This window comes from Mesorhizobium sp. M0500 (assembly GCF_040321165.1).
Classification (GTDB): domain Bacteria; phylum Pseudomonadota; class Alphaproteobacteria; order Rhizobiales; family Rhizobiaceae; genus Mesorhizobium.
In genome coordinates this window covers 270,101-295,954 of record NZ_JAMYRB010000005.1, presented here as the reverse complement: position 1 = coordinate 295,954, position 25,854 = coordinate 270,101, and the positions used below count along the sequence as shown (strand labels likewise).

Below are 25,854 nucleotides of genomic sequence, written 5' to 3'. Positions count from 1 at the left end.
CGGGCGTTGCGCGCCGGAAATTCTCCGGCTCTTGCCTAATCCTCTCACGCTGTTGCGCCGCCGGTGCGAATGCGCGATGCTGGCGCAATGAGCAAGGCGCTGCAGGAGTTGATCGAGATCGCCGGCCGCCATGCGCGCGGGCGACGAACAAGAACGGCGGTTCCCCGCGTTTCGATCGGCCGCAGCGAAGTCGCCACGCCGCCATTGTCAGGGGTGTGGGGGTCGGGGATCTTATTCGTACTGCAGGGCGCGAAGACGGTTCTGATCGGCGACCGAGCTCTTCGTTACAATCCGGCCAGCTATTTCATCTATACTGTCGAGACGCCCACCATCAGCCAGATAATCGAAGCGAGCGCGGCGCGTCCTTACCTGGCCATTGGCTTGACCCTTGACCTGCAGGCCGTCGCCGCGCTCCTCGTCGAGCACGCGCCGGCCCTCAGTGGCGACAGTTTCTCCACCTCTCCCGCTGATGACGATCTGCTCGACGCGTTGCGTCGAATGATGCGGCTGCTTGACCGGCCAGCGGAGATTTCCGTGCTCGCGACCATGATCGAGCGAGAGATGCTGTTTCGGCTCCTGCAAGGCCCCCAAGGCGGAAAGCTTCGTGAACTTGCGCGCGCCGATGGCCATCTGTCCCGGATTGGCCGGGCGATCGCCTGGATCCGTTCGCATCCCCATCAGCCGGTCCGGGTCGGCGATCTGGCCGAGATTGCCCGTATGAGCAGTGCTGCGTTTTATCGTCACTTCAAGGCGGCGACGGCCATGAGCCCAATCCAGTATCAAAAGCAAATCCGCTTGCTGGAAGCCCGCCATCTGCTGATTGCCCAGCCGGGCAACGTCGCACGTGTCGCCTTCGCCGTCGGCTATGAGAGTGCTTCCCAGTTCAGCCGGGAGTATGCCCGCCAGTTCGGGTCGCCGCCTGCCCGCGACGCAGCGCGGCTTTCGGCAGAAGGCGAAACCGCAATAGAGGTGATCTAAGGCTTGCGCTTCTTGCCAGTATCGCGCCGCTTCTCGCCGACCGCGACGGTCAGCGCCATAGCCAAAGCCATCGTCGCCGACAGCGAGCGGAAGCCGGCGAAATCGGCCTCGGCGACCTCGAACCAGACCCTGGCGAATTGGGCGAGTGGCGAAAAGGAGCTGTCGGTAATCGCCACGATCGGCACGCCTTGCTCCGAAATGACGCGCGCCTCCTCGATGGTGGCCGGGGCATAGGGCGAAAAGCTGATGGCGATCACGGCGTCCCTTGGAGAGGCAAAGCCGATCATCTCTGCATTGAGGCCGGCGGCCGATTCGATCAGCTGGTTGCGGATCTTGAGCTTGCCCAATGCATAGGCGATATAGGAGGCGACCGGGTAGGAGCGCCGCTTGGCCAGCACGTAAATGGTTTCGGCCTTGGCCAACACGGTGATCGCATCTTCGAAATGGTCTTCATTCAGCGTGCGCGAAATGTCGTTGAGCGAGGTACTGGCTGCGGCAACAAAACCGTCGAAAATCGCGCGGTGGCCGGCGCCTTCCTCGGCCTTGGCGCGCAATGCCGCCAGCCTTTCATCATAGGATGAGTTGCGCTCGCGCAGGCGCTCGCGAAACACCAACTGCAGGCTGGTGAAACCATCAAAACCAAGCTGCTGGGCAAAGCGGATCAGGGTCGAAGGCTGGACACCGGCGGAAGCGGCGATGCTGGCAGCGGTGCCGAAGGCGATATCGTCTGGGTTGTCGAGCGCATAGGCGGCGATCTGGGCGATACGTTTCGGCAGGCTGTGGCGCCGCTCCAGGATCGTCGCCCGCAGCGTCTCGAAATCGCGCGGCACCCGTTCGTCCATCGTCGCTCCGCCCAGGCTCATCGTCTGGTTCCCTCTGTGCCCCATCATAGCGGGCCTGTGCAAGAACACCATAAAAAATGAGACAAGCGTTCCATCTCCAGACAAAATGGACTAATTCATCCACACAATTTGCGCACACGGAGGCAAGGCAGATGGTCGGGGTAGGTCTTATCGGCACGGGTTTCATGGGCAAGTGCCACGCCATCGCCTGGAACGCGGTCGGCACCGTCTTTCCCGATGTGGACAAGCCAAGGCTGGTCCATCTCGGCGAGGTCAACGAGGACCTTGCCAAACGCCGTGCCAGCGAATTCGGCTTCGCCAAGGCCTCCGGCGATTGGCGCGCCGTCGTCGACGACCCGGAAGTCGATGTCGTTTCGCTGACCACGCCGAACCAGTTCCACCCGGAAATGGCCATCGCCATCCTCGAAGCCGGCAAGCATCTGTGGTGTGAAAAACCGATGGCGCCGAGCTTCGCCGAGGCGCAAGCAATGGCTGCGGCGGCCCAAAAGTCCGGCAAGGTGGCCGCGCTCGGCTATAACTATATTCAGAACCCAGCGATCCGCCATATCGGCGCGCTGCTCGACGAGAAGATCATCGGCGAGGTCAACCATCTGCGTATCGAGATGGACGAGGACTTCATGGCCGATCCGGAGGCGCTGTTCTTCTGGAAGCACGAGGCGGCGTCCGGCTACGGCGCGCTCGACGATTTCGCCGTGCACCCGCTGTCGCTCATCGCCGTACTGTTCGGCCGCGTTGCCCGCGTCATGTGCGACATGGCCAAACCCTATGCCGACCGCCGCGTCGCCTCGGGCGGGCGCCGCGCGGTCGAGACCTACGACATCGCCAGCATCCTGATGCATCTCGAAAACGGCATCGCCGGCACGCTGCTGGTCAACCGTTCGGCTTGGGGCCGCAAAGGCCGGATCGCCATCCAGATTTTTGGCTCGAAGGGCTCGATCCTGTACGACCAGGAGCGGATGAATGAGTTCCAACTCTATCTGACGGCCGACCGGCCGACCGAGCAAGGCTACCGCACCATCCTGGTGGCGCCGCATCATAAGCCTTATGACGCCTTCCTGCCGGCGCCCGGTCACGGCCTTGGCTTTAATGATCTCAAGATCATCGAATGCCGGGAGCTGTTGACGCGGCTTGCCGGCAAGCCGGCGCGGATCATCGATTTCGACGAAGGCCTGGAGATCGAGCGCACGGTGCACGCGATGGCGCGCTCGTTCGCGGAACAGCGCTGGATGGAGGTGCGGTAGTAAGCCCCTTCTCCCCTTGTGGGAGAAGGTGGCCGAGCGAAGCTCGGTCGGATGAGGGGTGTTGGACGGATCGCTACAGCAAAGAAATAAGCGCTTCAAATCCCTCAAATTTTCACGCCGAGATCCTTCCGGCACCCCTCATCCGGCTCGGCGCTGCGCGCCGATCCACCTTCTCCCACAAGGGGAGAAGGGACAGGGCCGGCATTGGCTGCCTCAGGCGGCTCCCGGGCGATCGGCGATCATGGCACGTCTCGCCGACCGGCGCCGCTCGACGGCGTCGGCAAGGCCGTAAAGCACCGTCTCGGTGGTTGCCCAGTCGATGCAGCCATCGGTGATGCTCTGGCCATAGACGAGCGGCTTGCCGGGCACGACGTCCTGCCGGCCGGCGACGAGGTTGCTCTCGATCATGATGCCGACGATGCGCTCGTCGCCCGCCGCGATCTGGCCCGCCATGTCAGCCGCCACCAGCGGCTGGTTTTCCGGCTTCTTGCTGCTGTTGGCGTGGCTGACATCGATCATCAGCCGCGGCGCCACGCCGATCCGGCCGAGCTCAGCGCAGGCAGCAGCAATGCTTGCCGCGTCATAATTCGGCACAATACCGCCGCGCAGGATGACGTGGCAGTCCTCGTTGCCGGTGGTCGTCGCGATGGCGCTGCGCCCGCCCTTTGTCACCGCCATGAAATGATGCGGCTGGGCGGCGGACTTCACCGCTTCGGCGGCAATCCGCAGATTGCCGTCGGTGCCGTTCTTGAAGCCGACCGGGCAGGACAGGCCTGACGCCAGCTCGCGATGGATCTGGCTCTCTGTCGTGCGTGCGCCGATCGCGCCCCAGGCGACGAGGTCGGCAATATATTGCGGGGTGGCCATGTCGAGGAATTCGGTGGCCGCCGGAAGGCCGAGATTGTTGACGGCGGAGAGCACGTTGCGGGCCATCCGCAACCCCTTGTCGATGTTGAAGCTGCCGTCGAGGTCGGGATCGTTGATCAGGCCCTTCCAGCCGACCGTCGTGCGCGGTTTCTCGAAATAAACCCGCATCACGATCTCCAGCCGGTCCGACAGGCTTTCACGCAGCGATGCCAAACGGCTGGCATAGTCTACGGCGGCGGCCGGGTCGTGGATCGAACAGGGGCCGACGACGACCACCAGCCGATCGTCGGTGCCGGTCAGCACGGCGTGGATCGCGTTGCGTGACGCGGCAACGGTCCGCGTCGCCGTCAGCGTGCGCGGTATCTCCCGCATCACCTCGTCCGGCGTGCTCAATTCCCTTATTTCTTTGACCCGAAGATCGTCTGTGGTCGTCAACACGGCTTATGCTCCTGTTTGGGAGACCTGCCGGCTGAAACAAAAAAGCCGCCAGGTCTGGCGGCTGTTCGGATATTGTTGCTGCAATCTTCAGATCGAGCGCAATCCTCCCGCCGCCAGCGAGCTCATAAAGTACCAATATGTGGCGGTCAGGTTGATCATGAGGGCTGATATAGTCGATGCGGAGGCGCTTGTCACGTGCCTGGTGAGGAGGAGGTCTACTCCAGCCCATTCGCGATTGGCTGAAGCCCCCCGAACTTCGTCATCCCAGGGCGAAGCAGGAGCGGAGCTCCGTCGCGGAGACCCTGGGATCCATGCCGTTGCCTTGGCCAAGGAGTGCTGCGGAACTAAATTCTGCATTGTAGCGACGCCTAGATGTCACGGCATGGATCCTCGGGTCTGCGCCGCGTCGCTGCGCTCCTTGCTCCGCCCGTGGATGACGAAGTGATGGGCGGCGTTCCGCTAGACTTGCCGGCGTTATTCCGGTGACGCCCCGGCGATGCTCTGATCGTAGTCGACCAGCGACCCGGTCATGACGCCGGACTGCGGGCTGATCATATAGCTGATCAACCGGGCAAGCTGCGCCGGTTTCACCAATTGGCCCATCGGCTGCGCGGCTTCGGCCTTCTCCAACCAGTCCTCCGGCGCGTCGTGCCATTTCTTCTGCACGATCGCCTCGCCCTCGGTGTCCATCCAGCCGGGCAGCACCGCATTGCAGCGGATGCGATTGCCGCGATAGGCATTGGCGACATTCTTGGTGAGTGTCGCCAGCGCTCCCTTGCTCGACGAATAGGGCGCCAGGAACGACTGGCCGCAATGCGCCGACATCGACAGCACGTTGACGATCGAGCCCGGTACCTGGCGCGCCAGCAAATGCGCCACCACGCCCTGCATCAGGAAAAACGGGCCGCGCACATTGGTCTGGAATATCTGGTCGAACAGATCCTCGGAGGTCTCGACCAGCGAGCCGCGAGCCGAGGTGGCAGCGGCGTTGACCAGCGCGTTGACGGTACCAAAATGGCCAATCGCCGTTTCGACCGCACGCTTGCAGTCGGCCACTTTTGAGACGTCGGCGCTGATGAAGATGGCATCGACGCCTGCCCCCTTGAGGATGGCGACAGCCTTGTCGCCCTTCTCCTGCGAGCGGCCGATCAGCGCCAGCGCCCGGCAGCCCTCATCGGCCAGCGCTTCGGCGACGGCAAAGCCGATGCCTTGTGCGCCGCCGGTAACGATGGCGCGTGTTTCGGAATTGCGACCGGCTGAACCGTTCATCGCCTTGCTCCTGTGCTTGATAGTCAGATTGTTTTGTCGAGGCGGACGGTCTTGCCTTCCTTGGCCGATTTCAGCGCCGCATCCGCCAGCCTGAGCGCCACCAGCCCGTCCTTGCCGCTCGGCGCCGCCTTCTTGCCTGACGTCGCTGCCGCAATGAAGGCAGCGATCTCGTTAGCATAGGCGTCGAGATAACGGGTCATGAAGAAATCGTGCAGCGGCGGCCGCGTATAGCCTTTCTCATTGGCCAGTTCGATCGACACCGGCCGCTGGTTCTCGGCCGCAATCATGCCTTTCGAGCCATGCACCTCGATGCGCTGGTCGTAGCCGTAGGTGGCGCGGCGTGAGTTGGAGATAACGCATTGCTTGCCGGAGGCAGTTTCGAGGATGACGCTGACGCTGTCGAAGTCGCCGGCCTCGCCGATCTTCTTGTCGACCAGCACCGAAGCATGCGCGCTGACCGCCGCCGGCTCCTCGCCGAGCAGGAAGCGCGCCATGTCGAAATCATGAATGGTCATGTCGCGGAAGATGCCGCCCGAGCGGCCGATATAGTCGAGCGGCGGCGGGCCGGGATCGCGCGAGGTGATTGTCACCATTTCGACAGTGCCGATGGCGCCGTCGTCGATCGCCTTGCGCACGGCGGCAAAATGCGGATCGAAGCGGCGGTTGAAGCCGACCATCAGGGTGGCGCCGGCCTTGTCGACGACGGCCAGGCAACGTTCCACCCGGGCGGCGTCGAGGTCGATCGGCTTTTCGCAGAAAATCGCTTTACCCGCTTTGGCGAAGCGTTCGATCAGATCGGCATGGGTATCGGTCGGCGTGCAGATGACGACCGCATCGATATCGCCGGCCTTCTCGATGGCATCGATGCTGCGCACTTCGGCGCCATAGGCAGAGGCCAGATCGGTCGCCGCCTTCTCGAAGGCGTCGGCAACTGCGACCAGCCTGGCCTCAGGATTGGAACCGACGGCGCGAGCATGGACCTTGCCGATACGGCCGGCACCGAGAAGAGCAAAGCGAAGAGGCATGAAGAGTTTTCCTTTGAGAATGGTTCGGAAGGGAGGGCGTGTTAGCGCCTGTGGCTCGGCGTTGGCCGTTACGCCGCAAGTTCCGCCTGCCCGGTCTTGGCGCCGGTGATGTAGGAGACGATATCGTTGCCGTCGGTGTCCTGCTTGCGCAAATTGGCGACGATGCGGCCGCGCCGGAAAACGACGATGCGGTCGACCAGGTCGAACACCTGGCGCATGTTGTGAGAGATCAGGATCAGCGGTTCGCCATTCTCCTTCAGCGTGCGGATGATGTTTTCGACCTGCATCGTCTCCTGCACGCCGAGTGCCGCCGTCGGCTCATCCATGATGATGAGCTTGGAAGCAAAGGTCGCGGTTCTGGCAATTGCTACGCACTGGCGCTGGCCGCCCGACATGTGGCGGATAGTATTGGAAAGATTGGGGATCTTGACCGCTGTCCGGACCAAGGCTGCCTCGGTCGCCTTGCGCATGAACTTGCGATCGAGGATCGAGAAGGGCCCGAGATTGAAAAGCACCCGCTCGCGGCCGAGGAACAGGTTCGACGGCACGTCGAGGTCGTCGGCGAGCGCCAGGTTCTGGAACACCGTCTCGATGCCCGCCTCGCGGGCTTCGATGGGGCCGGCAAAATTCACTTCCTTGCCGTCGAACCACATCCTGCCGCTGGTGCGCTGCTCGACGCCGGTGATCTGGCGTACGAAGGTCGATTTGCCAGCGCCGTTGTCGCCCATGATGGCGACATGCTCGCCCTTGCGCAGCTCGAAGTTGGCACCCTCCAGCGCATGGACGCCGCCATAATACTTGGTCAGGTTTTCGGTCTTCAGGACGATGTCTGACATGATCAAGCCCTCATCGCCCGCAGGCGTTGGCGCCACTGGTCGAGTACGACTGCGCCGACGATGATCACGCCTTTGACCATCTCCTGATAATAGGCGTCGAGGCGCAGAAAGGTGAAGCCGGAGATGATGACGCCGAAGATCAGCGAGCCGATCACTGTCCCGATAATCGAACCGCGGCCGCCCGACAGCGAGACGCCGCCGATAACCGCCATGGCGATCGCGTCGAGCTCGTACATTACACCCATGCCGGCCTGGGCGGTGAGATTCTTGGAGCTCAGCACCACGGCGGCGAGCGCGGCGAGGACGCCGGCAATGACGTAGACGAGGATCTTGTGGTTGGCGATGTTGATGCCGGACATGCGCGCGGCGTCCTCATTGGAGCCGATTGCATAGCAGTGCTTGCCATATTTGGTGTAACTCAGGATCAGCTGGAACAGCACTGCGAGCGATATGAAAATGATGACCGGCATCAGCCCCTTGCCAATGGCGGCGAAACTCTCGGTCGGAAACGAGATCGGCTGCCCCTTTGACCACCATTTGGCGATGCCGCGCGCGGTGACCATCATGCCGAGCGTGGCGATGAACGGCGGGATGCGCGTGTAGGCGATCAAAGCGCCGTTGACCAGGCCGGCCAGCAGGCCGCAGCCGATCGCGACCAGCACGGGCACGATCACCGGCAGGTCGGTCCAGCCCTGCGCGATGAACATCGCCTTCGGGTTCGGGTTGCCATTGACGGTCGCCACCTGGGCGAAGCTCATGGCTATCATCGCCGTGGCGCCGACGATCGAACCTGAGGACAGGTCGATGCCGCCGGTAATGATCACCTGCGTCACGCCGATGGCAATGATGCCGACTATCGACACCTGCAGGATGATGATCTGCAGGCGCGCTTCGTTGAAGATCGCATCGATATTGTCGCGGGTGTTGAACAGGAAGCTGTCGCCCAGGAAAACCCGGCCGATCAGCTCGAAAGCGCCGACCAGGATGACGAGCGCCAGGAAGACGTTGAATTCGGCCGGCCATGCGCGCCGTTTCGCATCATAGCTGAGCCCGCCGACGCCGTGAGATGTCTGTGCCAATCGTGCTTCCTCCGTCAGCCACGGTCTCCACTCGGCGCTGTTCAGGCCGAGAGGGAAAAAGCGGAGCGGCGCTGTCTTACTTTGGCGCGCCGCTCCGTATCGGACAGGTCCGCCTCAGTTCTTCTTCAGGAACTTGTCGATATTTGCCGGCGTGACCAGCTGGAACGGGATGTAGACCTTGTGCTCGACCTTCTCGCCCTTCGCCAGCTTGAGCGCTGCGTCAAGCGCGCCGGCACCCTGGCCGGCCGCGTCCTGGAACACCGTCGCATCGAGGTCGCCCGCCTGCATCGCGGCAAGCGCATCCTGGGTAGCGTCGACCCCGCCGACGACAACCGACTTCATGTCGATGTTGGCGGCCTTCATCGCCTGGATGGCGCCGATGGCGCTTTCGTCATTATTGGCGATGACGCCGTCGAACGGCTTGCCGGTCGACAGCCAGTTGGTCATCAGGTTCTGCGCTTCTTCGCGCTTCCAGTTCGACGTCTGCTTGTCGATGATCTTGATGAAGCTGCACTCCGGCGTGGCGATCACGTCGTCAATGTCCTTGGTGCGCTGCACCGCTGCCTGGTTCGACAGCTCGCCCATGATCACATAGACGTTGGCTTCAGTCTTGCCGGCCTCCTTGAACAGGCGGCAGACCTCCTTGGTCTCGAGCGTGCCGGAATCGGCTTCGTTCGAGGCGACGAAGGCCTGGTTTTCGGGCAGCGTGTCGACGTTGACCGGCTCGCGATTGACATAGACCAGTGGAATCTTGGCAGCGGCGGCTGCGTCCGACATCGCCTGAGTCGCCGAGGTGTCGACTGGGTTGACGATGATGGCGTCGACGCCTGAGGCGGCGAAGTTCTTGATCTGGTCGAGTTGCTTGGCGACGTCGTTCTGCGCATCCTCCACCTGCAGCTCGACGCCGTCCATGCCCTTGGCCTGTTCAATCATGCCGTTGCGCAGCACGGTGAGAAAATTGTCGTCGAACAACGCCATCGACACGCCGATCTTGGCAGCAAAGGCGGACGAACTCATCAGCGCCGCGAACGCGACGCCCAAAAGCAGTTTTTTCATTTTATTTCTCCTCCACATTGGTGTCCGGCTGCACCGATCTACCCGGAATCCCCGATCTCGCAGGGAATTCTCTCCCGATTGCCATTTTTAGTTCCGGAGGCATTTGCCTGAAACAGATCTTCCGGAACGAAAGAACCAAAATTCTCAGTTGGTGAAATATTTATTCCATTTCGCTTGGGCGTCAAGCGAGATTTCGCCATGAGGAATGGATTTTCGGCATTTCGAGCGCTTTTAGACGGACGCTAACGCAAGCCAGGCCTGAAAGCGTTCTGATAGATTACATCATGTCTGCCGCCGATGACCGCGACGTCAGATGTTTTCCGGCAGATAAATGTCGAAGGGCAGAAAGGTCTGGCCCGGCGCATTCGCAGCGCCGGTCTCGATGGCATGCGCCATCAGCCCGACAAGCTCGCGGCAAAGCGCCGCCAGTGGCGTCGAGATCACCATGGTCAGGAAATTATCTGCCAGCGCCGCGCGGGAGTCGGGCGTGATCTCGTTGCAGACGACCGCCGGCATCTCAGCCGGCTTTGCCTCCCTCAGCGCCGAGATCGCGCCTTCCATGCCGCCACCGGCGACATAGCAACCGTCGAGATCAGGGTGGCGGGCCAGAAGCTCGATCATTGCATCATGCGTGATCTGGTTCGCTTCCAGATTGACCAACGTCTCGAGGAGAGTGAATTCCGGCGCCTGCTCGCGAAAGAAGGAGCGAAAACCGATCTCGCGAAGCTCATGGCCGTGGAAGCGATGGCTGCCGACGAACAGGGCAACCTTGCCAGGTCTCTTCGCGGCCTTCGAGATCATCCAGGCAGCGGTTCGGCCGACCTTGCGATTGTCCAGGCCAACATAGCCCTCGCGAATACCGGACGCAAAGTCGGAAAGCAGGGAGAACACCGGTACGCCATTGGCTTTGAGAGCCTCGACGGCGACCGTCAGCGTCGGGTGATCAGGCCCGACCAGGGCGACGGCCCTGGATTTGGCGGCCAGCTTGCGCATCCGCTCGACGATCTCGTCCGGCGCCAGCGAAGCGGCGAAGTCGATGGTGGCCACGCCGCGAAAGCGCGGCGACTGCGATACCGCCAGTTCAAGCTCGCGGGCAAATTCACTGTAGAAGACGTCCTCCCGTCTCAACAGCAGGAACCCGAGCCGGTATTCGGGCAATTCATGGCGCATCCGCTGCTTGATCAATCCGGCTGCGTGATAGCCGATGCTGGTCGCGGCCTCATAGACGCGGCGCGCGGTTTCCTCGCGCACCGGCAAGCGGTTGTTCAGTACCCGGTCGACGGTGGCAACGCTGACCCCCGAAATGCGCGCCAGGTCGGTGATCGTCGGCCGTTTCGCCATCGCTGCCTCATTCCACTGTTTGGCCCTTTTACACCATTCTGATGGAAAATGATAGAAACTATCTTTGTGATATTGAGCCTATCAGGGCTCGGCGTTATTTTGAACGCTGACCGAACATGATCGAGGCCTCCGCTATGGTGGATATTGGACTCCGAACCGGGAATACGAGCTCCGCAGCAGCGTCCCGACGCGACTACAGCCTGATCGGCCGCGACGCGAAGCTTGCCGTCGAGAGCGGGCTGGCGGCGGCCGAGTGGTATCACACCGACGTGCCGCGCAAGCAGATGAAGGAGCTGATGCAGCGCTCCGACGGCCCGGCGATCCGCGATACCATCATCTGGCTCGGCACCATGATCCTCAGCGGCGCCGGCGCCGCCTGGTTCTGGGGCAGCTGGTGGTGCGTGCCGTTCTTCTTCGTCTATGGCGTCCTCTACGGTTCCTCCACCGATTCACGCTGGCACGAATGCGGCCACGGCACCGCCTTCAGGACGCAGTGGATGAACGACGTGGTCTATCAGATCGCCTGCTTCATGATCATGCGCAATCCCGTGACCTGGCGCTGGAGCCACACGCGCCATCATACCGATACCATCATCGTCGGCCGCGATCCGGAGATCTCGGTGATGCGTCCGCCCGATCTGCTGCGCGTGGTGCTCAACTTCGTCGGCATTCTCGACGCCTGGCAGGCGATGAGCGACATGCTGCGCAATGCAGCCGGTATCGTCAGTCCGGCCGAAAGAACCTTCATTCCCGACCAGGAGCAGCCGAAGGCAATTCGCATTGCCCGCATCTGGACGACAATCTATGCCGCGACCATTGCGCTGGCGCTCTATACCGGCTCGTTCCTGCCGCTGATGCTGGTCGGTCTGCCCAGGCTTTACGGTGCCTGGCACCATGTCATGGTCGGCCTGCTGCAGCATGGCGGCCTGGCTGAAAACGTCACCGATCACCGGCTCAACAGCCGCACCGTCTACATGAACCCGATAAGCCGCTTCATCTACTGGAACATGAACTACCATGTCGAGCATCACATGTTTCCCATGGTGCCCTATCATGCGCTGCCCAGGCTGCACGAACTGATCAAGCACGATCTGCCGGCGCCGACACCGTCCATCCTGGCCGGCTACCGCGAGATGATACCGGCTTTCCTGCGCCAGCTGCGCAATGAGGATTATTTCATCAAGCGCGAACTGCCGCCGACGGCGAGGCCCTATCGCGAGGATTTCCACAGCGATAACGCTGCTGTTGCGGTGGCTGCTGAATGACAAGCCCATGCCAAGGCATCAAACATCGAGGGACCCGTAAATGAGCGACTGGGTCGAGGCCTGTGACGCCGAGGACATCGACGAAGAGGACGTGATGCGCTTCGACCATGGCGGCCGCACCTTTGCCATCTATCGCAGCCCCGACGACGGGTATTTCGCCACCGACGGGCTTTGCACGCATGAGAAGGTGCATCTGGCCGACGGGCTGGTGATGGACGATATCATCGAATGCCCGAAGCATAATGGCCGCTTCAACTACAAGACAGGGGCTGCCAGGGGCGCGCCGGTCTGCGTCGATCTCAGGACCTATCCGGTCAAGGTCGACGCCGGCAAAGTCCTTGTCCGGATCGGTTGATGATGACGAAGGGAATGGTCATCATTGGCGCCGGCGAATGCGGCGGGCGCGCCGCCCTTGCGCTGCGCGAGCTCGGCTATGATGGACCGGTGACGCTGGTCGGCGACGAGCCGCATCTGCCCTATGAGCGGCCGCCGCTGTCGAAAGACGCGATGGTTGCCGACGCGCCGCTGCTCAAGGCAATCGCCACCGACGCGATCCTGGCCGAAAGATCGATCAGGCATATCCATTCGGTTCAGGCGGTGGCGATCGACCGCGCGGCGCATGTCGTGCGCCTCTCGGACGGTTCCGTCCTGGCCTACGACAAGCTCCTGCTGGCGACCGGTTCGGTGCCGCGCAAGCTGCCGATGCCGGGCCTTGGCGGGCGCTGCGTCTACCTCCGGACCTTCAACGACGCGCTGGCCATTCGCGCCCATCTCAGCGCCGGAAATCGCATCGCCATCATTGGCGGCGGCTTCATCGGGCTTGAGCTTGCCGCGGCGGCACGCAGACTGGGTGCGGCGGTCACAGTTATCGAGGCGCAGCCGCGCATCTTGATGCGCGGCGTGCCGGCCGAGATCGCTGAGATCATCCATCAGGCGCATGAAGCCGAAGGCGTGAAAATCCTGTGCGGCGAGGGCATCGCCGCCATTGCCGATGATGGCGCCGAAGTGCGCATCGCGCTCGCCGGTGGACACGACATTGTCGCCGATCTTGCCGTGATCGGCATCGGCGCCGTGCCGGTGACCGGACTTGCCGCGGAGGCGGGGCTGACCGTCGACAATGGTGTCGCCGTCGACGCCGAGCTTCGCACCAGCGACCGGGATATCTTTGCCGCCGGCGATTGCTGTTCGTTTCCGCTCGCCATCTATGGCGGCCGGCGCGTGCGGCTCGAAGCTTGGCGCAATGCACAGGAGCAGGGCGCGCTCGCCGCAAGGAATATGCTTGGCGCCGGCGAGTCCCATGCGGCGGTGCCGTGGTTCTGGTCGGATCAGTACGGCCTGACCTTGCAGATCGCCGGCCTGTCGGACGAAGGCCGCAGCATCGTGCGCCGCGACCTCGGCTACGGCGCCTTCATCCTGTTCCACCTCGCCGAGGACGGCAGGCTGGTTGCGGCAAGCGGCATCGGCCCAGGCAACGCGGTCGCCCGCGACATAAGGCTGGCCGAGATGCTGATTGCAAAGCAGGCAAGGCCGGCGCCGGAAGCGCTAGTCTCGCAGGCGGTCAAATTAAAATCGCTGCTGGCGGCTTGATCCGCCGCGTGGATAATTGGCCGAACGCGTTCGGCTAAAACAGCGCTTTCAGCTCCGGCAGCTTGTCGTTGACCAGCCAGCCATAGTAATTTTCCTCGGGCAGCTTTTCCGGCTCGCCCGCAGCGCGGCGCTTGTCGTTCTCGGCTTTCAGCGCATAGGCGCGCTGTTCGGGATTGCCGACATTGTAGAGCGTCGACGTGATGCCGGGATTGCCTGAGATGTCGAAGCCGGCAATGCTTTTATAGGCGTCGATCGACTTCCTTATCGTCGCCGCGACATAAGGCAGTGTCAGGTCAGGGTCCATGATCGTCTTGTAGACCGCATTGGGGTCACCGACGTCGAGTTCCGGCAGGCCGGAAACCTTGTGCACGAGATCGCTCATCTGCAGTGCCGTCAGCGGATTGAGCTGGCCAAGGCCAAAAGTCTGGCCGGCATAATAAGGCTGGAAGAAAGTGGCGCCGAAGCGGTCGTTGGGAAAGCTCTCGCCGTTGACGGTTTTGCCGCGGAACGACCGGTTCCACACCTGTTCGCGGCACTCCCACAGATCGTAGCTGTCGGACTTCCCTGCGCATTTCGCAAATTGCGGCCGTTGCACGAAATCGGTGATGTCCTCGCCATCATAGGCAAAGGAGAGCTTGCTCGACAGATACGAGATCGCCTTGACGTAATAGGTCTGCAGCCGGTCATAGGCATCGACATTATAGGTATGCTCGCCGACGATGGCTCCAACGATATGCATTGGGTCGATGTCATAGGCCGCGGCTGCCTGCTTGATCTTACCGCGCAGCTCGGCATCGTTCTGGAGCAGCGCAAAGACTTTGCGGTATTTCGCCTGGAAGGTGGTGTTGGTCGCCTGGGTGCGCCGGCTCGAAGCGCCCGGTATGTCGGGCTGCTCGGTGTTGCGGTTGCCCGGCGGCACCATCGTTGCCGCTTGTGCGGCGAACATGGCTGCCGCCAGCGTCAGCCCCAAAATGACGAGGATTAGTTTTTTCATGCGCCGCCGCCCAAATAGTCGCCGGCAAACTAGGTAATGCTCCACCGGGAGTCGAGAGACGCCTGCACCCGACGGGACGAAAGCTTGCCGGATGCTTCCATTTGGCCACACATCGGGAATGCTGGGCCAAATTGGGGAGGCCGGGAGCAATTCCCCGACCCTCTTCGAGAATGAAGCGTCTCCTACAGGATGAAACGCGACAAGTCCGTGTTTCTGGAGAGGTCACCGACATGCTTCTCGACATAGGCGGCATCGATGGTCACCGAGGTGCCGTTGCGGTCCGGCGCGTCATAGGAGATATCGTCCAGCACCCGTTCCATCACCGTCTGCAGCCGCCTGGCGCCAATATTCTCGACGCTGGCGTTGAGGTCCACGGCGATGCCGGCCAACGAATCGATGGCGTCGTCGGTGAAGACCAGATCGACGCCTTCGGTCTTCATCAGCGCGATATACTGCTTGATCAGGCTGGCTTCGGTCTCGGTGAGGATGCGGACGAAATCGCCCTTCTCCAGCGCCCGCAGCTCGACGCGGATCGGCAGGCGGCCCTGCAATTCCGGCAGCAGATCGGAGGGCTTGGCGACGTGGAACGCACCCGAGGCGATGAACAGGATGTGGTCGGTCTTCACCGGTCCGTATTTGGTCGCAACCGTGGTGCCTTCGACCAGCGGCAGCAGGTCGCGCTGCACACCTTCACGCGAAACACCGGCACCGATGCCGCCTTCGCGCGAGGCGATCTTGTCGATCTCGTCAAGGAAGACAATGCCGTCATTCTCGGTCGATTCGAGTGCCCTGCGCACTACTTCGTCCTGATCGAGCAGCTTGTCGGACTCGTCGCTGATCAACAGCCCGTAGGACTCCTTGACGGTCGTCTTGCGCAACTTGGTCTTCTTGCCGCCCATCGCTTTCGACAGCATATCGTTGATGTTGAGCACGCCGATATTGGCGCCCGGCATGCCGGGGATCTCGAAGCCGGGCATGCCGCCATTGCCGGTATCGGCCACTTCGATCTCAATCTCCTTGTCGTCGAGCTCGCCGTCGCGCAGCTTCTTGCGGAAACTGTCACGGGTGGCCGGGCTCGCCGTCTTGCCGACGAGCGCTTCGAGCACCCGTTCCTCGGCGTTGATGTGGGCACGCGCCTTGACGTCCTCGCGCATCTTCTCGCGAACCAGCCCGATGGCGATCTCGACCAGGTCGCGGATGATCTGCTCGACATCGCGGCCGACATAACCGACCTCGGTGAACTTGGTGGCTTCGACCTTGACGAAAGGCGCACCGGCAAGGCGTGCCAGGCGGCGCGAAATCTCGGTCTTGCCGACGCCGGTCGGGCCGATCATCAGGATATTCTTCGGCATCACCTCTTCGCGCATCTGGCCCTCGAGCTGCTGGCGGCGCCAGCGGTTGCGCAAGGCAATCGCCACGGCACGCTTGGCGTCTTTCTGGCCGATGATGAAGCGGTCGAGTTCCGAAACGATTTCGCGAGGAGAGAAGGTGCTCATGTCACTAAATTCCACTTTGCCACTGCCGAACGGACTCGAACGGATGCAGCAGCATGATCACGTTGAGTGTCAGATTGTCCCGGATGAGATAGCCGACACCGAATTCGAAGATGAGGGCGAGGGTTACGATCACCCATATAGGAAGCCTTCGCGCCATGACAAACCCCAGCACCATGGCCAGCGTGTCCGACACCGAATTGATGATGCTGTCGCCATAATAGTCGAGCGAGATCGTGCCGGCGCGATAGCGATCGATGATGAAAGGGCTGTTCTCGAGCAGCTCCCAGCCGCCCTCTATAACCACCGCAAAGGCCAGCCTGAGCCCGATCGGCGAGCGCGGGAAAACGAACCACGCCAGCGCATAGAACAGGAAGCCGTGAATGATGTGCGAGAAGCTGTACCAGTCCGAAATATGCTGGGAATTCTCCGAGCTTTGCACAATGCCGTGCCACAGCTTGACGTAGCCGCAGGTACAGATCGGCGTCCGCCCCATGCCGTAGAGGACCCCGGCCTGGAAGATGACCAGGCCGAGAACCAGCAGAAGCCCCATTCGCCAACTGTCGTAGTAGGCCGAGACGGTTTTGTCGCTGGATACGCTCATGCTGCTATTGCCCCTCTTCTGCGTCACCCTGTTCGGCATCACCCTCTGGGGCATCAATCGCCATCAGCACGGCATCGCCATATTCCGACTTCCTGCGATCGATAGCCGTGAAACCGGCCTTTTCATAGGCACGGATAGCCCGTGCATTGGCGGGGTCCGGGTCGATGATGACGCGCGGCGTACCTTCCTCGAAAAGCTGCTCGACGAACTGCCGGACGATCGCCGAGCCGTGGCCGACCCCGACAAGCTCCGGCACGCCGATCGACAGATCGATGCCGAGCGTGCCGAACGGCTGGTCGCTATAGGGATGGCCGTCCTCCAGATGCGGATCGTAGCTCTGCAAATAGCCGATGGGCTTTCCGTCGAGCTCGATAATCAGCGGCTCGACCGAAATGCTGTCGATATGCTCGCGGATCTCCGCAATCTCGGTCTCTGGGTCGTTCCACCATTCGGCGACATGCGGCTCGGCAAGCCAGCCGGCGATCATCGGCAGGTCCCTCTGGGTCACCGGCCGAAAACCATAGCGGAGGCTCCGCTCAGGCGGCATCGAGGGTTTCGACGACGAAGTTGTTGTTGGTGTAGACGCAAATGTCTGACGCGATCTGCATCGCCTTGCGGGCGATCTCCTCTGCGCCCTTGTCGCTGTCCACCAGCGCGCGTGCCGCTGCCAGCGCGTAATTGCCGCCCGAGCCGATGGCCATGACGCCAAATTCGGGCTCCAGCACGTCGCCGGTGCCGGTCAGCGCCAGCGACACCGACTTGTCGGCCACCAGCATCATCGCTTCCAGCCGCCGCAAATAGCGGTCGGTGCGCCAGTCCTTGGCAAGCTCGACGCAGGCGCGTGTCAGCTGGTCGGGATATTGTTCGAGCTTGGCTTCAAGCCGCTCGAGCAGAGTGAAGGCATCGGCGGTGGCGCCGGCGAAACCGGCGATGACGTTGCCGCCCTTGCCGATGCGGCGCACCTTCTTGGCGTTGCCTTTCATGATGGTCTGGCCGAGGCTGACCTGGCCGTCGCCGGCGATCACCACCTTGCCGCCCTTGCGCACGGTCAGGATGGTCGTGGCATGCATGGTCAGTTCATTCGACATTTTCTGCTCCGATAAGCACCGATCCCATCGAGGCGATCGGCGCGTTACGAGTGACTTGATCGGCCATATGTATGCATAGGCCGGACGATTGCAAACCGGCCATCCACCGGGTCGGATCGGGCTCCGCAGCGGTAACTGGCAATCGCCGGATCATGCTGCTAGAAGGCTTTCGTTTTCAGGCATGTGAACGCCTGAATCGTGCAAAATCTGAGACAAGGATGAGGTCATGGCGCCCCGTTCCGCCGAGATAAGCCGCAAGACCAGGGAAACCGACATCGCCGTATCGGTTCAGGTCGACGGCTCGGGCAAATCCGACATTTCGACGGGCGTCGGCTTCTTCGACCATATGCTGGACCAGTTGTCGCGCCATTCGCTGATCGACATGACCGTGAGGGCCAAGGGCGACCTGCACATAGACGACCACCACACGGTCGAGGATACGGGCATTGCGCTCGGCCAGGCGCTGGCCAAGGCATTGGGCGAGCGGCGCGGCATCATGCGCTACGCCTCGATCGATCTCGCCATGGACGAGACACTGACGCGGGCGGCAATCGATGTCTCCGGCCGGCCTTTTCTGGTCTGGAATGTTTCATTCTCGTCGCCGAAGATCGGTACGTTCGACACCGAGCTGGTGCGCGAATTCTTCCACGCGCTGGCGCAGAATGCCGGCATCACGCTGCATGTCACCAATCATTACGGCGCCAACAACCACCACGTCGCCGAGACCTGCTTCAAGGCCGTGGCGCGTGTGTTGCGTTCGGCACTTGAGCGCGACCTGCGCCAGCCGGACGCGGTTCCCTCCACCAAGGGATCCCTGAAAGGGTAACGCCATGGCCATCTATGTCGTAATGGAGCCGCCAGGCCGCAGCGAAAGCGTGGACACTACCTTTATCCGTGACGGCTTTGCCTGGCTCGGCTTCCTAGTGCCGCCGCTGTGGCTGGCCTGGCACCGGCTGTGGGTCGAGGCGGCATTGGCGTTTGTCGCCATGGGCCTGCTCTCGATGCTGGGCGAAAGGCTGGACCTGGAAACAGCCGGCTCGCTTTTATCCCTGCTTGTCATGCTCTTTGTCGGACTGGAAGGGCAGGGCTTGCGGATCGCAGCCCTGCGCCGTCGCGGCTGGCATGAATGGGGCGTGGTCGAGGCCGACAGGCTCGACGACGCAGACGTCCGCTATGCATTGGAAGCCGATGCTCAGTCGGATGAACAACCGACGGTGCAACGCATCGTCCCAGACGCAGCACATGCCCGGTCGGCGCAGATGGGCCTGGCGCTGGGGCTGAACCATATTCCGGGAAAGCCCTGAGATGAGGGTGGCGATCATCGATTACGGGTCGGGCAATCTGCGCTCGGCCACCAAGGCCTTCGAGCGTGCTGCGCATGAAGCCGGCATTGCCGCCGCGATCGAACTCACCGCCGATGCCGAGCGGGTCAGGACCGCCGACCGCATCGTCCTGCCCGGCGTCGGTGCCTATGCCGATTGCGCCGCTGGACTGCGTGCGGTCGCCGGCATGTGGGAAGCGGTCGAGGAGGTGGCGATCGCCAAGGCTCGGCCGTTCCTCGGCATCTGCGTCGGCATGCAGCTGATGTCGGAGCGAGGCCTGGAAAAGACCGTCACAAAGGGCTTTGGCTGGGTCGCCGGCGACGTCAAGGAGATCACGCCGGCCGATCCGACACTGAAGATCCCGCAGATCGGCTGGAACACGATTGACCTGAAGCGCAAGCATCCGCTGTTTTCCGGCATTGCGACGGGTGGCAAGGGACTGCACGCCTATTTCGTCCACTCCTACCATCTCGATGCACGGAAGGAGGATGAGGTGCTGGCGGTTGCCGACTATGGCGGCCCGGTAACGGCCGCTGTCGCCCGCGACAACCTAGCCGGAACGCAATTCCACCCCGAGAAGAGCCAGGCGCTGGGCCTGGCGCTGATCACCAATTTCCTAGGCTGGAGGCCCTGAACCATGAGCAAGAAGGGCTATTGGATGGCAATGGTCGATGTCCACGATCCCGAGATCTACAAGCAGTACATCGAGGCCAATGCCGCGGCTTTCGCGAAATACGGCGCGAAGTTCCCGGTGCGCGCCGGGCGGTACACCAGCCCGGAAGGACCGGCAGGCAATCGCCACGTGCTGGTGGAATTCGAATCCTATGAAAAGGCGCTGGAATGCTACGGCTCGCCTGAATACCAGGAGGCCTTGAAGTACAGGCTCGCCGGCTCGACCGGCCACTTTGTCATCGTCGAAGGCGCCTGAAGGTGTTTCTGTTTCCGGCGATAGACCTCAAGGACGGCAAATGCGTGCGCCTCAGGCATGGCGACATGGCGACCGCCACCATCTACAATGACGATCCCGCCGCTCAGGCGCGCGCCTTCGCAGAGCAGGGCTTCGAATGGTTGCACGTCGTCGACCTCAACGGCGCCTTCAAGGGCCAGAGCGTCAACAGCGCCGCGGTCGGCGCCATCCTGAAGGCGACGAGCAATCCGGTGCAGCTCGGCGGCGGCATCCGCACCCTGGCGCAGATCGAGGACTGGCTCGACCGTGGGCTGGCCCGCGTCATTCTTGGCACCGTGGCGGTGCGCGATCCGGATCTGGTCAGGCAGGCCTGCAAGGCATTCCCGGGCAAGATCGCCGTCGGCATCGACGCCAAGGGCGGCAAGGTCGCGGTCGAAGGCTGGGCTGAAGCCTCGAGCCTCGGCGTCATTGAACTGGCGAGGAAATTCGAGGGTGCCGGCGTCGCCGCCATCATCTACACCGATATCGACCGCGACGGTGTGCTGACCGGCATCAACTGGGACGCCACCATCGATCTCGCCGACGCGGTGTCGATCCCGGTTATCGCCTCGGGCGGGCTCGCCTCGATCGCCGACATCGTGCGCATGACCCTGCCCGATGCCCGCAAGCTCGAAGGCGCGATCTCCGGACGCGCCCTCTACGACGGCCGCATCGACCCGGCCGAGGCATTGGCGATCCTGCGTGGCAAACCGATGGCAGGGGTGTGAAACGTGAAGGTCTCGATTATCGTTGCTCCCTACGACAGCGGGCACTATCACGAAGGGTGCGGCCAGGGGCCGGACGCCATCATCGGCGGTGGGCTGGTCGAAGCCCTGACCGTGGCTGGCCATGACGTCGCCGTCGAAGATATCGGCAAGGTCGGAGACGAGCAGGGGCGCGAAATTGCAACCGGCTTCGCCGTCTGCAACGCCGTCGCGACCAGGGTTAACCTCGCCCGCGATGGAGGACGCTTCCCCATTATCCTTGCTGGAAATTGCCTGACCGCCGCCGGTGCGGTCGCCGGTGAAGTTGCGGATTCGATCATCTGGATCGACCAGCATGGCGATCTCAACACGCCGGAGACGTCCTCCTACGGCTTTCTCGACGGCATGGCGCTGGCGGCGACGCTCGGGCTCTGCTGGCATCCGATGGCGGCAGCAATTCCGGCGTTCCGGCCGATAGACCCGGCGCGCTGCATGCTGGTCGATGCCCGCGACCTCGATCCCGACGAAAAGCGACTGCTGGAAACTTTGCCGATCGTGCGCACCGAATGTGCCGGTGCACTCGATATGATCGGAAAGCTCACGGCGACAGGGACTGTGCGGGCGCATCTGCATCTCGACCTGGATGTCCTCGATCCGGATGTGTTGCAGGTGAACCGCTACGCGCACCCGGGCGGCCCGAGTCCGGAACAGCTACGGCAGCTTGCCTGCGGACTGGCCAGGTCAATCCCAATCGTCGGCGTGACGCTCTCGGCCTACGACCCGGCCTTTGATTCCCAGTCCGAAGTTCCGCCCGTCGTCGGCCAGCTGCTTGTCGACTTTCTTGCGGCGATCGAGAGGATCTGATGCTGAAAGCCCGCGTCATCCCCTGTCTCGACGTCAAGAACGGCCGTGTCGTCAAGGGCGTCAATTTCGTCGACCTGGTCGATGCCGGCGATCCCGTCGAAGCGGCAAAAGCCTATGACGCGGCCGGCGCCGACGAGCTCTGCTTTCTCGACATCACCGCCTCGTCGGAAAACCGCGAGACCATTTTCGATGTCATCGCCCGCACCGCCGAACAATGTTTCATGCCGCTGACCGTTGGCGGTGGCGTCCGTCAGGTCGCCGACATCAGGAAGCTGCTACTGGCCGGCGCCGACAAGGTGTCGATCAACACGGCGGCGGTGAAGACCCCAAATTTTGTCGCCGAGGCTGCCGACAAATTCGGCAACCAGTGCATCGTCGTCGCCATCGATGCCAAGAAAGTGTCCGCTGCGAGCGAGGCTGATCGCTGGGAGATATTCACCCATGGCGGCCGCGAGAAGACCGGCATCGACGCCGTCGAGTTCGCTCGGCGAGTGGTCGATCTCGGCGCCGGCGAGATCCTGCTAACATCGATGGACCGCGACGGCACCAAGGCCGGCTACGACATAGCCCTTACCCGCGCGGTCGCCGATGCCGTACGCGTGCCGGTCATCGCTTCCGGTGGCGTCGGCACGCTCGACCACCTTGTCGAAGGCATTCGCGACGGCCATGCCGGCGCGGTGCTGGCGGCGTCGATCTTCCATTTCGGCACCTACAGCATCGCCGAAGCCAAGCTGCACATGGCTCAGGCCGGACTGCCGATGCGGCTGGACTCGCCGGGTAATCGGTCCTAGAGCCTTTCCGGCTAAGAAGAGGCTGTAAACGCCGTCATGACCGAGTTCTCGCTCTCCGAACTGGAGAAGATTATTGGCGAACGCGCACGTTCCGGCGATCCGGATTCGTGGACGGCCAAGCTCTTTCAGCGCGGCATGAGCAAGGCAGCGCAGAAACTCGGCGAAGAGGCGGTCGAAACGGTGATCGCAGCCGTCAGCGCCGACCGGGACGCGCTTGTTTCGGAAAGCGCCGATCTCATCTATCATTGGCTTGTCGTTCTCGGCATAGCGGACATTCCGCTGAGCGATGTGCTCAACGAGCTTGAACGCCGCACCGGTCGTTCGGGCATCGCCGAAAAGGCGTCTCGGCTGGACCGGGGCTGATCGCTGCGGAGGAACTCGATGGACCAGCTCGCTCCTACCGAGAAGTATTCACCCTATCGTTTCTTCTCGGCCGAGCAATGGTCGCGGTTCCGCGCCGATACGCCGATGACGCTCACCGAGGACGAGGTCCGTCGTCTGCGGTCGCTGAACGATCCGGTCGATCTCCACGAGGTCGAGCGCATCTATCTTTCGATGTCACGGCTGTTGTCGGCTCATGTCGAAGCCAGTCAACTCCTGTTCAGGCAACGCCAGGCCTTCTTCAACGCGCTGGACGCGGCCAAGACACCGTTCATCATCGGCATTGCAGGTTCCGTGGCGGTCGGCAAATCGACCACGGCGCGCGTGCTAAAGGAGCTGCTGGCGCGCTGGCCGTCGAGTCCCAAGGTCGACCTGGTCACCACCGACGGTTTCCTGCTGCCGAACGAAATCCTGCGCCGCAACAATTTGATGGAGCGCAAGGGCTTTCCGGACAGCTACGACGTCGGCGCGCTGCTGCGCTTCCTGTCTGGCATCAAATCGGCGCAGCGCAACGTCCGCGCGCCGGTCTATTCGCACCTGACCTATGACGTCATTCCGGGCGAGTTCCAGACCATCGACCGGCCCGACATCCTGATCTTCGAAGGCATTAATGTCCTGCAGCCGGGCAAGCTGCCCAAGGACGGCAAGATCGTGCCTTTCCTGTCGGATTTCTTCGACTTCGCCATCTATATCGATGCCGAGGAGGCGCTGATCCATCACTGGTATATCGCCCGCTTCATGCGGCTGCGCGAAACCGCCTTCCGCGACCCGGCCTCCTTCTTCCACCGCTATTCGCAACTTTCCGAGGATGCGGCCCGCGCCATCGCCGAGGGCCTGTGGACCAACATCAACCTGAAGAATCTGCGCGAGAATATATTGCCGACCCGCGCCCGTGCCGATCTCATCCTGCGCAAGGGCGCCAACCATCTGGTCGAGGAAGTGGCGCTTAGGAAACTGTGAAATCCCGGGACATTCCTTAAAGTCATCTTAACCCAGTCTTTCTATTGTCGGGCCTGATCTGCGGGCTCGGCAAACAAATGAATGCGCCATTCCTAAACATCGATCAGCCGGCAGCTGACCGCATCGCACGTCCGGGCAGCGGCGGCGCAACGATTGCCCTGATCGTGCCTGTCCACAATGAGGAAGGCGCAATTGCTCCATTCCTGAAGGCGGTATGCGAAAGCACCGCGCCGCTGAAGGACAAAGGCGTTGCCCTCGAGTTCATCTTCGTCAACGACGGCAGCAGCGATACGACGCTCGAAAAGCTGATCGAAGCCCAACAAACCGATCCACGCATCCACGTAATCGACCTTTCACGCAATTTCGGCAAGGAAGCCGCGATGACCGCGGGGCTCGACAGCTGCGATGCCGATGCAGCGATTCCGATGGATGTCGATATGCAGGATCCGCCGCATGTCATTCCGCTGCTTGTGGAAAAGTGGCGCGAGGGTTTTGAGGTTGTTCTGGCCAAGCGAGCCAATCGGTCGAGCGACAGCTTTCTCAAGCAGCGCTCCGCCTCGATGTTCTACCGCGTTCACAACTGGATCGCGCAGCAGAAGATCCCGCACGATGTCGGCGACTTCCGTTTGATCGACCGCCAGGTCATCCAGGCGCTGCGGTCTTTGCCCGAACGCCGTCGTTTCATGAAGGGCCTGTTCGCCTGGGTCGGGTTCCGCACCGCAAGCGTCGAATATGTCCGCGATCAGCGCATCGCCGGCCAGTCGAAATTCTCCGGCTGGAAGCTGTGGAACTTCGCGCTCGAAGGCATCACCAGCTTCTCCACCGCTCCGCTTGAAATCTGGACCTATGTCGGCGCGACGATTTCCGCGCTGTCGTTCCTCTACGGCCTGCTGATCGTCGCCAAGACAATGATCTTTGGCGTTGATGTGCCCGGCTACGCCTCCCTGCTGGTCAGTGTTCTTTTCCTTGGCGGCATCCAGTTACTCGGCATCGGCATCATCGGACAATACCTCGGCAGGGTCTACGCCGAGATCAAGCAGCGTCCGATCTACATCGTGCGCCGCAAATATGAGGGAATGAGCTGATGGAGATCGACGCCTACCGACAGATGGCCGCCACCGAAGACGAGCATTGGTGGTTCTGCGGGCGTCGCGCCATCGCCGAGGCGGTCATTCGCAGCATCGGCCTGCCTGAAAACGCGCGCATCGTCGAGATCGGCGCCGGCACCGGCGGCAACATCCGGATGCTGGAGCAGTTCGGCGCAGTGACGGCAGTCGAGATGAGCGATCTCGCGCGCAGGATTGCCTGGGAAAAGACCGGCCGCGACTTCCTCGCCGGACATCTGCCGGACAACATTCCTGTCGCGCCGCAAAGCTGCGACCTCGTCTGCCTGTTCGACGTGCTGGAGCATGTCGCCGAAGACGAGGCGTCGCTTGCCGCGATCCGCCAAGTGCTGAAACCGGGCGGCAGCGTGGTCCTCACTGTGCCCGCACACCAATGGTTGTGGAGCACGCATGATGTGGGGCTGCATCATATGCGGCGCTATTCACGCAATCTGCTGCGTGAACGAATCGAAAGGGCTGGTTTCGCGATCGACCGGCTGAGCTACACAAATGCCGCGCTCTTCCCGGTAGCGGCGCTGGCACGACTGGTGGACAGGTTGCGCAAGTCGGCCTTGCCAGCCGGCCATGCCACGCCGCCAAAACCACTGAATGCGGCGATGAAGGCAGTCTTTTCGGCGGAAGGCCGCATCATACCAAATGCAAGCTTGCCCTTCGGGGTTTCGCTGCTGGCGGTATTCCGCGAGGACAGCGCCGTCGAAACCGCTCGCCTCGACGAGAAATTGGCAGCTTGACCGCGTC

29 protein-coding genes are annotated in these 25,854 nt (G+C 62.3%); 16 read left to right on the top strand and 13 right to left on the bottom strand.

From position 1 onward, the window contains the following. Positions 1-87 precede the first annotated feature (87 nt). A complete protein-coding gene (locus tag NKI70_RS12845) occupies positions 88-978 on the top strand; it encodes an AraC family transcriptional regulator (protein WP_023677513.1) in 891 nt (296 codons plus the stop codon). On the opposite strand, the gene NKI70_RS12840 is transcribed toward NKI70_RS12845, so the two are convergent. Beyond that, on the bottom strand, positions 975-1,820 hold the full coding sequence (locus tag NKI70_RS12840; RefSeq protein WP_023677514.1) for a MurR/RpiR family transcriptional regulator: 846 nt from the start codon (positions 1,818-1,820) through the stop codon (positions 975-977). The two genes, NKI70_RS12845 and NKI70_RS12840, sit on opposite strands and share 4 nt — an antisense overlap. 152 nt (positions 1,821-1,972) lie before the next feature. Here NKI70_RS12840 and NKI70_RS12835 point away from each other — a divergent pair, with 152 nt between their 5' ends. After that, positions 1,973-3,082, top strand: coding sequence for a Gfo/Idh/MocA family protein (locus NKI70_RS12835; protein WP_352724644.1), 1,110 nt, complete (start codon positions 1,973-1,975; stop codon positions 3,080-3,082). A 213-nt stretch (positions 3,083-3,295) separates the two neighbouring features. On the opposite strand, the gene NKI70_RS12830 is transcribed toward NKI70_RS12835, so the two are convergent. The 7 genes from NKI70_RS12830 to NKI70_RS12800 form a co-directional block, all read right to left on the bottom strand. Continuing rightward, positions 3,296-4,387, bottom strand: a complete 1,092-nt coding sequence (locus tag NKI70_RS12830; protein WP_352724643.1) for a 3-deoxy-7-phosphoheptulonate synthase — start codon at positions 4,385-4,387, stop codon at positions 3,296-3,298. Between the two features lie 474 nt (positions 4,388-4,861). Further along, positions 4,862-5,656 carry an SDR family oxidoreductase gene (locus tag NKI70_RS12825; protein ID WP_023677517.1) on the bottom strand — a complete coding sequence of 265 codons (795 nt, stop codon included), beginning with the start codon at positions 5,654-5,656 and terminating at the stop codon, positions 4,862-4,864. Between the two features lie 23 nt (positions 5,657-5,679). Next, on the bottom strand, positions 5,680-6,681 hold the full coding sequence (iolG, locus tag NKI70_RS12820) for an inositol 2-dehydrogenase (RefSeq protein WP_352724642.1): 1,002 nt from the start codon (positions 6,679-6,681) through the stop codon (positions 5,680-5,682). Positions 6,682-6,749: 68 nt separating this feature from the next. Next, positions 6,750-7,517 carry an ATP-binding cassette domain-containing protein gene (locus NKI70_RS12815; RefSeq protein ID WP_254815918.1) on the bottom strand — a complete coding sequence of 256 codons (768 nt, stop codon included), beginning with the start codon at positions 7,515-7,517 and terminating at the stop codon, positions 6,750-6,752. A gap of 2 nt (positions 7,518-7,519) precedes the next feature. Continuing rightward, positions 7,520-8,596 (bottom strand): ABC transporter permease, encoded by a 1,077-nt coding sequence (locus NKI70_RS12810; protein ID WP_292655972.1) that lies wholly within the window; start codon positions 8,594-8,596, stop codon positions 7,520-7,522. Positions 8,597-8,710: 114 nt separating this feature from the next. Then, positions 8,711-9,652 carry a sugar ABC transporter substrate-binding protein gene (locus NKI70_RS12805; protein ID WP_352451673.1) on the bottom strand — a complete coding sequence of 314 codons (942 nt, stop codon included), beginning with the start codon at positions 9,650-9,652 and terminating at the stop codon, positions 8,711-8,713. 309 nt (positions 9,653-9,961) lie between these two features. After that, positions 9,962-10,993, bottom strand: coding sequence for a LacI family DNA-binding transcriptional regulator (locus tag NKI70_RS12800; protein ID WP_352724641.1), 1,032 nt, complete (start codon positions 10,991-10,993; stop codon positions 9,962-9,964). Positions 10,994-11,130: 137 nt separating this feature from the next. On the opposite strand from NKI70_RS12800, the gene NKI70_RS12795 reads away from it, so the two are divergent. From NKI70_RS12795 to NKI70_RS12785, 3 genes are read left to right on the top strand one after another with little or no spacing between them, the layout of a single operon-like run. Continuing rightward, positions 11,131-12,258, top strand: coding sequence for a fatty acid desaturase family protein (locus tag NKI70_RS12795; protein ID WP_352701749.1), 1,128 nt, complete (start codon positions 11,131-11,133; stop codon positions 12,256-12,258). Positions 12,259-12,298: 40 nt separating this feature from the next. Next, the gene (locus tag NKI70_RS12790) at positions 12,299-12,613 is read left to right on the top strand and encodes a MocE family 2Fe-2S type ferredoxin (RefSeq protein ID WP_352454826.1); all 315 of its coding nucleotides are present in this window, start codon (positions 12,299-12,301) and stop codon (positions 12,611-12,613) included. 2 nt (positions 12,614-12,615) lie between these two features. Beyond that, positions 12,616-13,845 (top strand): NAD(P)/FAD-dependent oxidoreductase, encoded by a 1,230-nt coding sequence (locus tag NKI70_RS12785; protein WP_352635044.1) that lies wholly within the window; start codon positions 12,616-12,618, stop codon positions 13,843-13,845. Between the two features lie 34 nt (positions 13,846-13,879). Here the strand turns inward: NKI70_RS12785 and NKI70_RS12780 are convergent, their stop codons facing one another. From NKI70_RS12780 to hslV, 5 genes are all read right to left on the bottom strand, one after another. Further along, a complete protein-coding gene (locus tag NKI70_RS12780; RefSeq protein WP_352576350.1) occupies positions 13,880-14,839 on the bottom strand; it encodes a DUF1402 family protein in 960 nt (319 codons plus the stop codon). 182 nt (positions 14,840-15,021) lie between these two features. After that, positions 15,022-16,335 (bottom strand): ATP-dependent protease ATPase subunit HslU, encoded by a 1,314-nt coding sequence (gene hslU, locus NKI70_RS12775; RefSeq protein ID WP_352454824.1) that lies wholly within the window; start codon positions 16,333-16,335, stop codon positions 15,022-15,024. A 4-nt stretch (positions 16,336-16,339) separates the two neighbouring features. Next, positions 16,340-16,936, bottom strand: a complete 597-nt coding sequence (locus NKI70_RS12770; RefSeq protein WP_352634846.1) for a DUF2585 domain-containing protein — start codon at positions 16,934-16,936, stop codon at positions 16,340-16,342. A gap of 4 nt (positions 16,937-16,940) precedes the next feature. Beyond that, positions 16,941-17,483: a GNAT family N-acetyltransferase gene (locus NKI70_RS12765; protein ID WP_352634848.1), complete on the bottom strand. Its 543-nt coding sequence runs from the start codon at positions 17,481-17,483 to the stop codon at positions 16,941-16,943. Continuing rightward, entirely contained in the window at positions 17,473-18,024 is a 552-nt protein-coding gene (hslV, locus tag NKI70_RS12760) for an ATP-dependent protease subunit HslV (RefSeq protein ID WP_023677530.1), read from the bottom strand. Before hslV ends, NKI70_RS12765 begins: the two co-directional genes overlap by 11 nt. A 226-nt stretch (positions 18,025-18,250) precedes the next feature. On the opposite strand from hslV, the gene hisB reads away from it, so the two are divergent. The 11 genes from hisB (at position 18,251) to NKI70_RS12705 (ending at position 25,847) form a co-directional block, all read left to right on the top strand. After that, positions 18,251-18,850 carry an imidazoleglycerol-phosphate dehydratase HisB gene (gene hisB / locus NKI70_RS12755; RefSeq protein WP_352634850.1) on the top strand — a complete coding sequence of 200 codons (600 nt, stop codon included), beginning with the start codon at positions 18,251-18,253 and terminating at the stop codon, positions 18,848-18,850. Positions 18,851-18,854: 4 nt separating this feature from the next. After that, on the top strand, positions 18,855-19,328 hold the full coding sequence (locus NKI70_RS12750; RefSeq protein ID WP_023677532.1) for a DUF2628 domain-containing protein: 474 nt from the start codon (positions 18,855-18,857) through the stop codon (positions 19,326-19,328). A 1-nt stretch (position 19,329) separates the two neighbouring features. Then, positions 19,330-19,980, top strand: coding sequence for an imidazole glycerol phosphate synthase subunit HisH (gene hisH, locus NKI70_RS12745; RefSeq protein WP_023677533.1), 651 nt, complete (start codon positions 19,330-19,332; stop codon positions 19,978-19,980). Between the two features lie 3 nt (positions 19,981-19,983). Continuing rightward, positions 19,984-20,274, top strand: coding sequence for a DUF1330 domain-containing protein (locus tag NKI70_RS12740; protein ID WP_023677534.1), 291 nt, complete (start codon positions 19,984-19,986; stop codon positions 20,272-20,274). Between the two features lie 2 nt (positions 20,275-20,276). Next, complete coding sequence (hisA, locus tag NKI70_RS12735; RefSeq protein ID WP_023677535.1) at positions 20,277-21,020, top strand: 1-(5-phosphoribosyl)-5-[(5-phosphoribosylamino)methylideneamino]imidazole-4-carboxamide isomerase; 744 nt, start codon at positions 20,277-20,279, stop codon at positions 21,018-21,020. Between the two features lie 3 nt (positions 21,021-21,023). Beyond that, on the top strand, positions 21,024-21,860 hold the full coding sequence (locus tag NKI70_RS12730) for an arginase family protein (protein WP_352634852.1): 837 nt from the start codon (positions 21,024-21,026) through the stop codon (positions 21,858-21,860). Beyond that, positions 21,857-22,651, top strand: coding sequence for an imidazole glycerol phosphate synthase subunit HisF (gene hisF, locus NKI70_RS12725; RefSeq protein ID WP_023677537.1), 795 nt, complete (start codon positions 21,857-21,859; stop codon positions 22,649-22,651). The genes NKI70_RS12730 and hisF overlap by 4 nt, the downstream gene beginning before the upstream one ends. A gap of 36 nt (positions 22,652-22,687) precedes the next feature. Beyond that, positions 22,688-23,014 carry a phosphoribosyl-ATP diphosphatase gene (locus NKI70_RS12720; protein ID WP_352645299.1) on the top strand — a complete coding sequence of 109 codons (327 nt, stop codon included), beginning with the start codon at positions 22,688-22,690 and terminating at the stop codon, positions 23,012-23,014. An 18-nt stretch (positions 23,015-23,032) separates the two neighbouring features. After that, a complete protein-coding gene (gene coaA / locus NKI70_RS12715) occupies positions 23,033-23,992 on the top strand; it encodes a type I pantothenate kinase (protein WP_023677538.1) in 960 nt (319 codons plus the stop codon). Positions 23,993-24,069: 77 nt separating this feature from the next. Next, positions 24,070-25,077: a glycosyltransferase family 2 protein gene (locus NKI70_RS12710; RefSeq protein WP_051406152.1), complete on the top strand. Its 1,008-nt coding sequence runs from the start codon at positions 24,070-24,072 to the stop codon at positions 25,075-25,077. Further along, entirely contained in the window at positions 25,077-25,847 is a 771-nt protein-coding gene (locus NKI70_RS12705; RefSeq protein WP_023677540.1) for a class I SAM-dependent methyltransferase, read from the top strand. The genes NKI70_RS12710 and NKI70_RS12705 overlap by 1 nt, the downstream gene beginning before the upstream one ends. The last annotated feature ends 7 nt before the right edge of the window (positions 25,848-25,854 follow it).

Excerpts from the sequence above, each read along its gene's own strand:
- NKI70_RS12845 (WP_023677513.1), top strand. The coding sequence starts at position 88 with ATGAGCAAGGCGCTGCAGGAGTTGATCGAGATCGCCGGCCGCCATGCG.
- NKI70_RS12840 (WP_023677514.1), bottom strand. The coding sequence starts at position 1,820 with ATGGACGAACGGGTGCCGCGCGATTTCGAGACGCTGCGGGCGACGATC.
- NKI70_RS12835 (WP_352724644.1), top strand. The coding sequence starts at position 1,973 with ATGGTCGGGGTAGGTCTTATCGGCACGGGTTTCATGGGCAAGTGCCAC.
- NKI70_RS12825 (WP_023677517.1), bottom strand. The coding sequence starts at position 5,656 with ATGAACGGTTCAGCCGGTCGCAATTCCGAAACACGCGCCATCGTTACC.
- iolG (WP_352724642.1), bottom strand. The coding sequence starts at position 6,681 with ATGCCTCTTCGCTTTGCTCTTCTCGGTGCCGGCCGTATCGGCAAGGTC.
- NKI70_RS12815 (WP_254815918.1), bottom strand. The coding sequence starts at position 7,517 with ATGTCAGACATCGTCCTGAAGACCGAAAACCTGACCAAGTATTATGGC.
- NKI70_RS12805 (WP_352451673.1), bottom strand. The coding sequence starts at position 9,652 with ATGAAAAAACTGCTTTTGGGCGTCGCGTTCGCGGCGCTGATGAGTTCG.
- NKI70_RS12800 (WP_352724641.1), bottom strand. The coding sequence starts at position 10,993 with ATGGCGAAACGGCCGACGATCACCGACCTGGCGCGCATTTCGGGGGTC.
- NKI70_RS12790 (WP_352454826.1), top strand. The coding sequence starts at position 12,299 with ATGAGCGACTGGGTCGAGGCCTGTGACGCCGAGGACATCGACGAAGAG.
- NKI70_RS12785 (WP_352635044.1), top strand. The coding sequence starts at position 12,616 with ATGACGAAGGGAATGGTCATCATTGGCGCCGGCGAATGCGGCGGGCGC.
- NKI70_RS12780 (WP_352576350.1), bottom strand. The coding sequence starts at position 14,839 with ATGAAAAAACTAATCCTCGTCATTTTGGGGCTGACGCTGGCGGCAGCC.
- hslU (WP_352454824.1), bottom strand. The coding sequence starts at position 16,335 with ATGAGCACCTTCTCTCCTCGCGAAATCGTTTCGGAACTCGACCGCTTC.
- NKI70_RS12770 (WP_352634846.1), bottom strand. The coding sequence starts at position 16,936 with ATGAGCGTATCCAGCGACAAAACCGTCTCGGCCTACTACGACAGTTGG.
- NKI70_RS12765 (WP_352634848.1), bottom strand. The coding sequence starts at position 17,483 with ATGCCGCCTGAGCGGAGCCTCCGCTATGGTTTTCGGCCGGTGACCCAG.
- hslV (WP_023677530.1), bottom strand. The coding sequence starts at position 18,024 with ATGTCGAATGAACTGACCATGCATGCCACGACCATCCTGACCGTGCGC.
- hisB (WP_352634850.1), top strand. The coding sequence starts at position 18,251 with ATGGCGCCCCGTTCCGCCGAGATAAGCCGCAAGACCAGGGAAACCGAC.
- NKI70_RS12750 (WP_023677532.1), top strand. The coding sequence starts at position 18,855 with ATGGCCATCTATGTCGTAATGGAGCCGCCAGGCCGCAGCGAAAGCGTG.
- hisH (WP_023677533.1), top strand. The coding sequence starts at position 19,330 with ATGAGGGTGGCGATCATCGATTACGGGTCGGGCAATCTGCGCTCGGCC.
- NKI70_RS12740 (WP_023677534.1), top strand. The coding sequence starts at position 19,984 with ATGAGCAAGAAGGGCTATTGGATGGCAATGGTCGATGTCCACGATCCC.
- NKI70_RS12720 (WP_352645299.1), top strand. The coding sequence starts at position 22,688 with ATGACCGAGTTCTCGCTCTCCGAACTGGAGAAGATTATTGGCGAACGC.
- coaA (WP_023677538.1), top strand. The coding sequence starts at position 23,033 with ATGGACCAGCTCGCTCCTACCGAGAAGTATTCACCCTATCGTTTCTTC.
- NKI70_RS12710 (WP_051406152.1), top strand. The coding sequence starts at position 24,070 with ATGAATGCGCCATTCCTAAACATCGATCAGCCGGCAGCTGACCGCATC.
- NKI70_RS12705 (WP_023677540.1), top strand. The coding sequence starts at position 25,077 with ATGGAGATCGACGCCTACCGACAGATGGCCGCCACCGAAGACGAGCAT.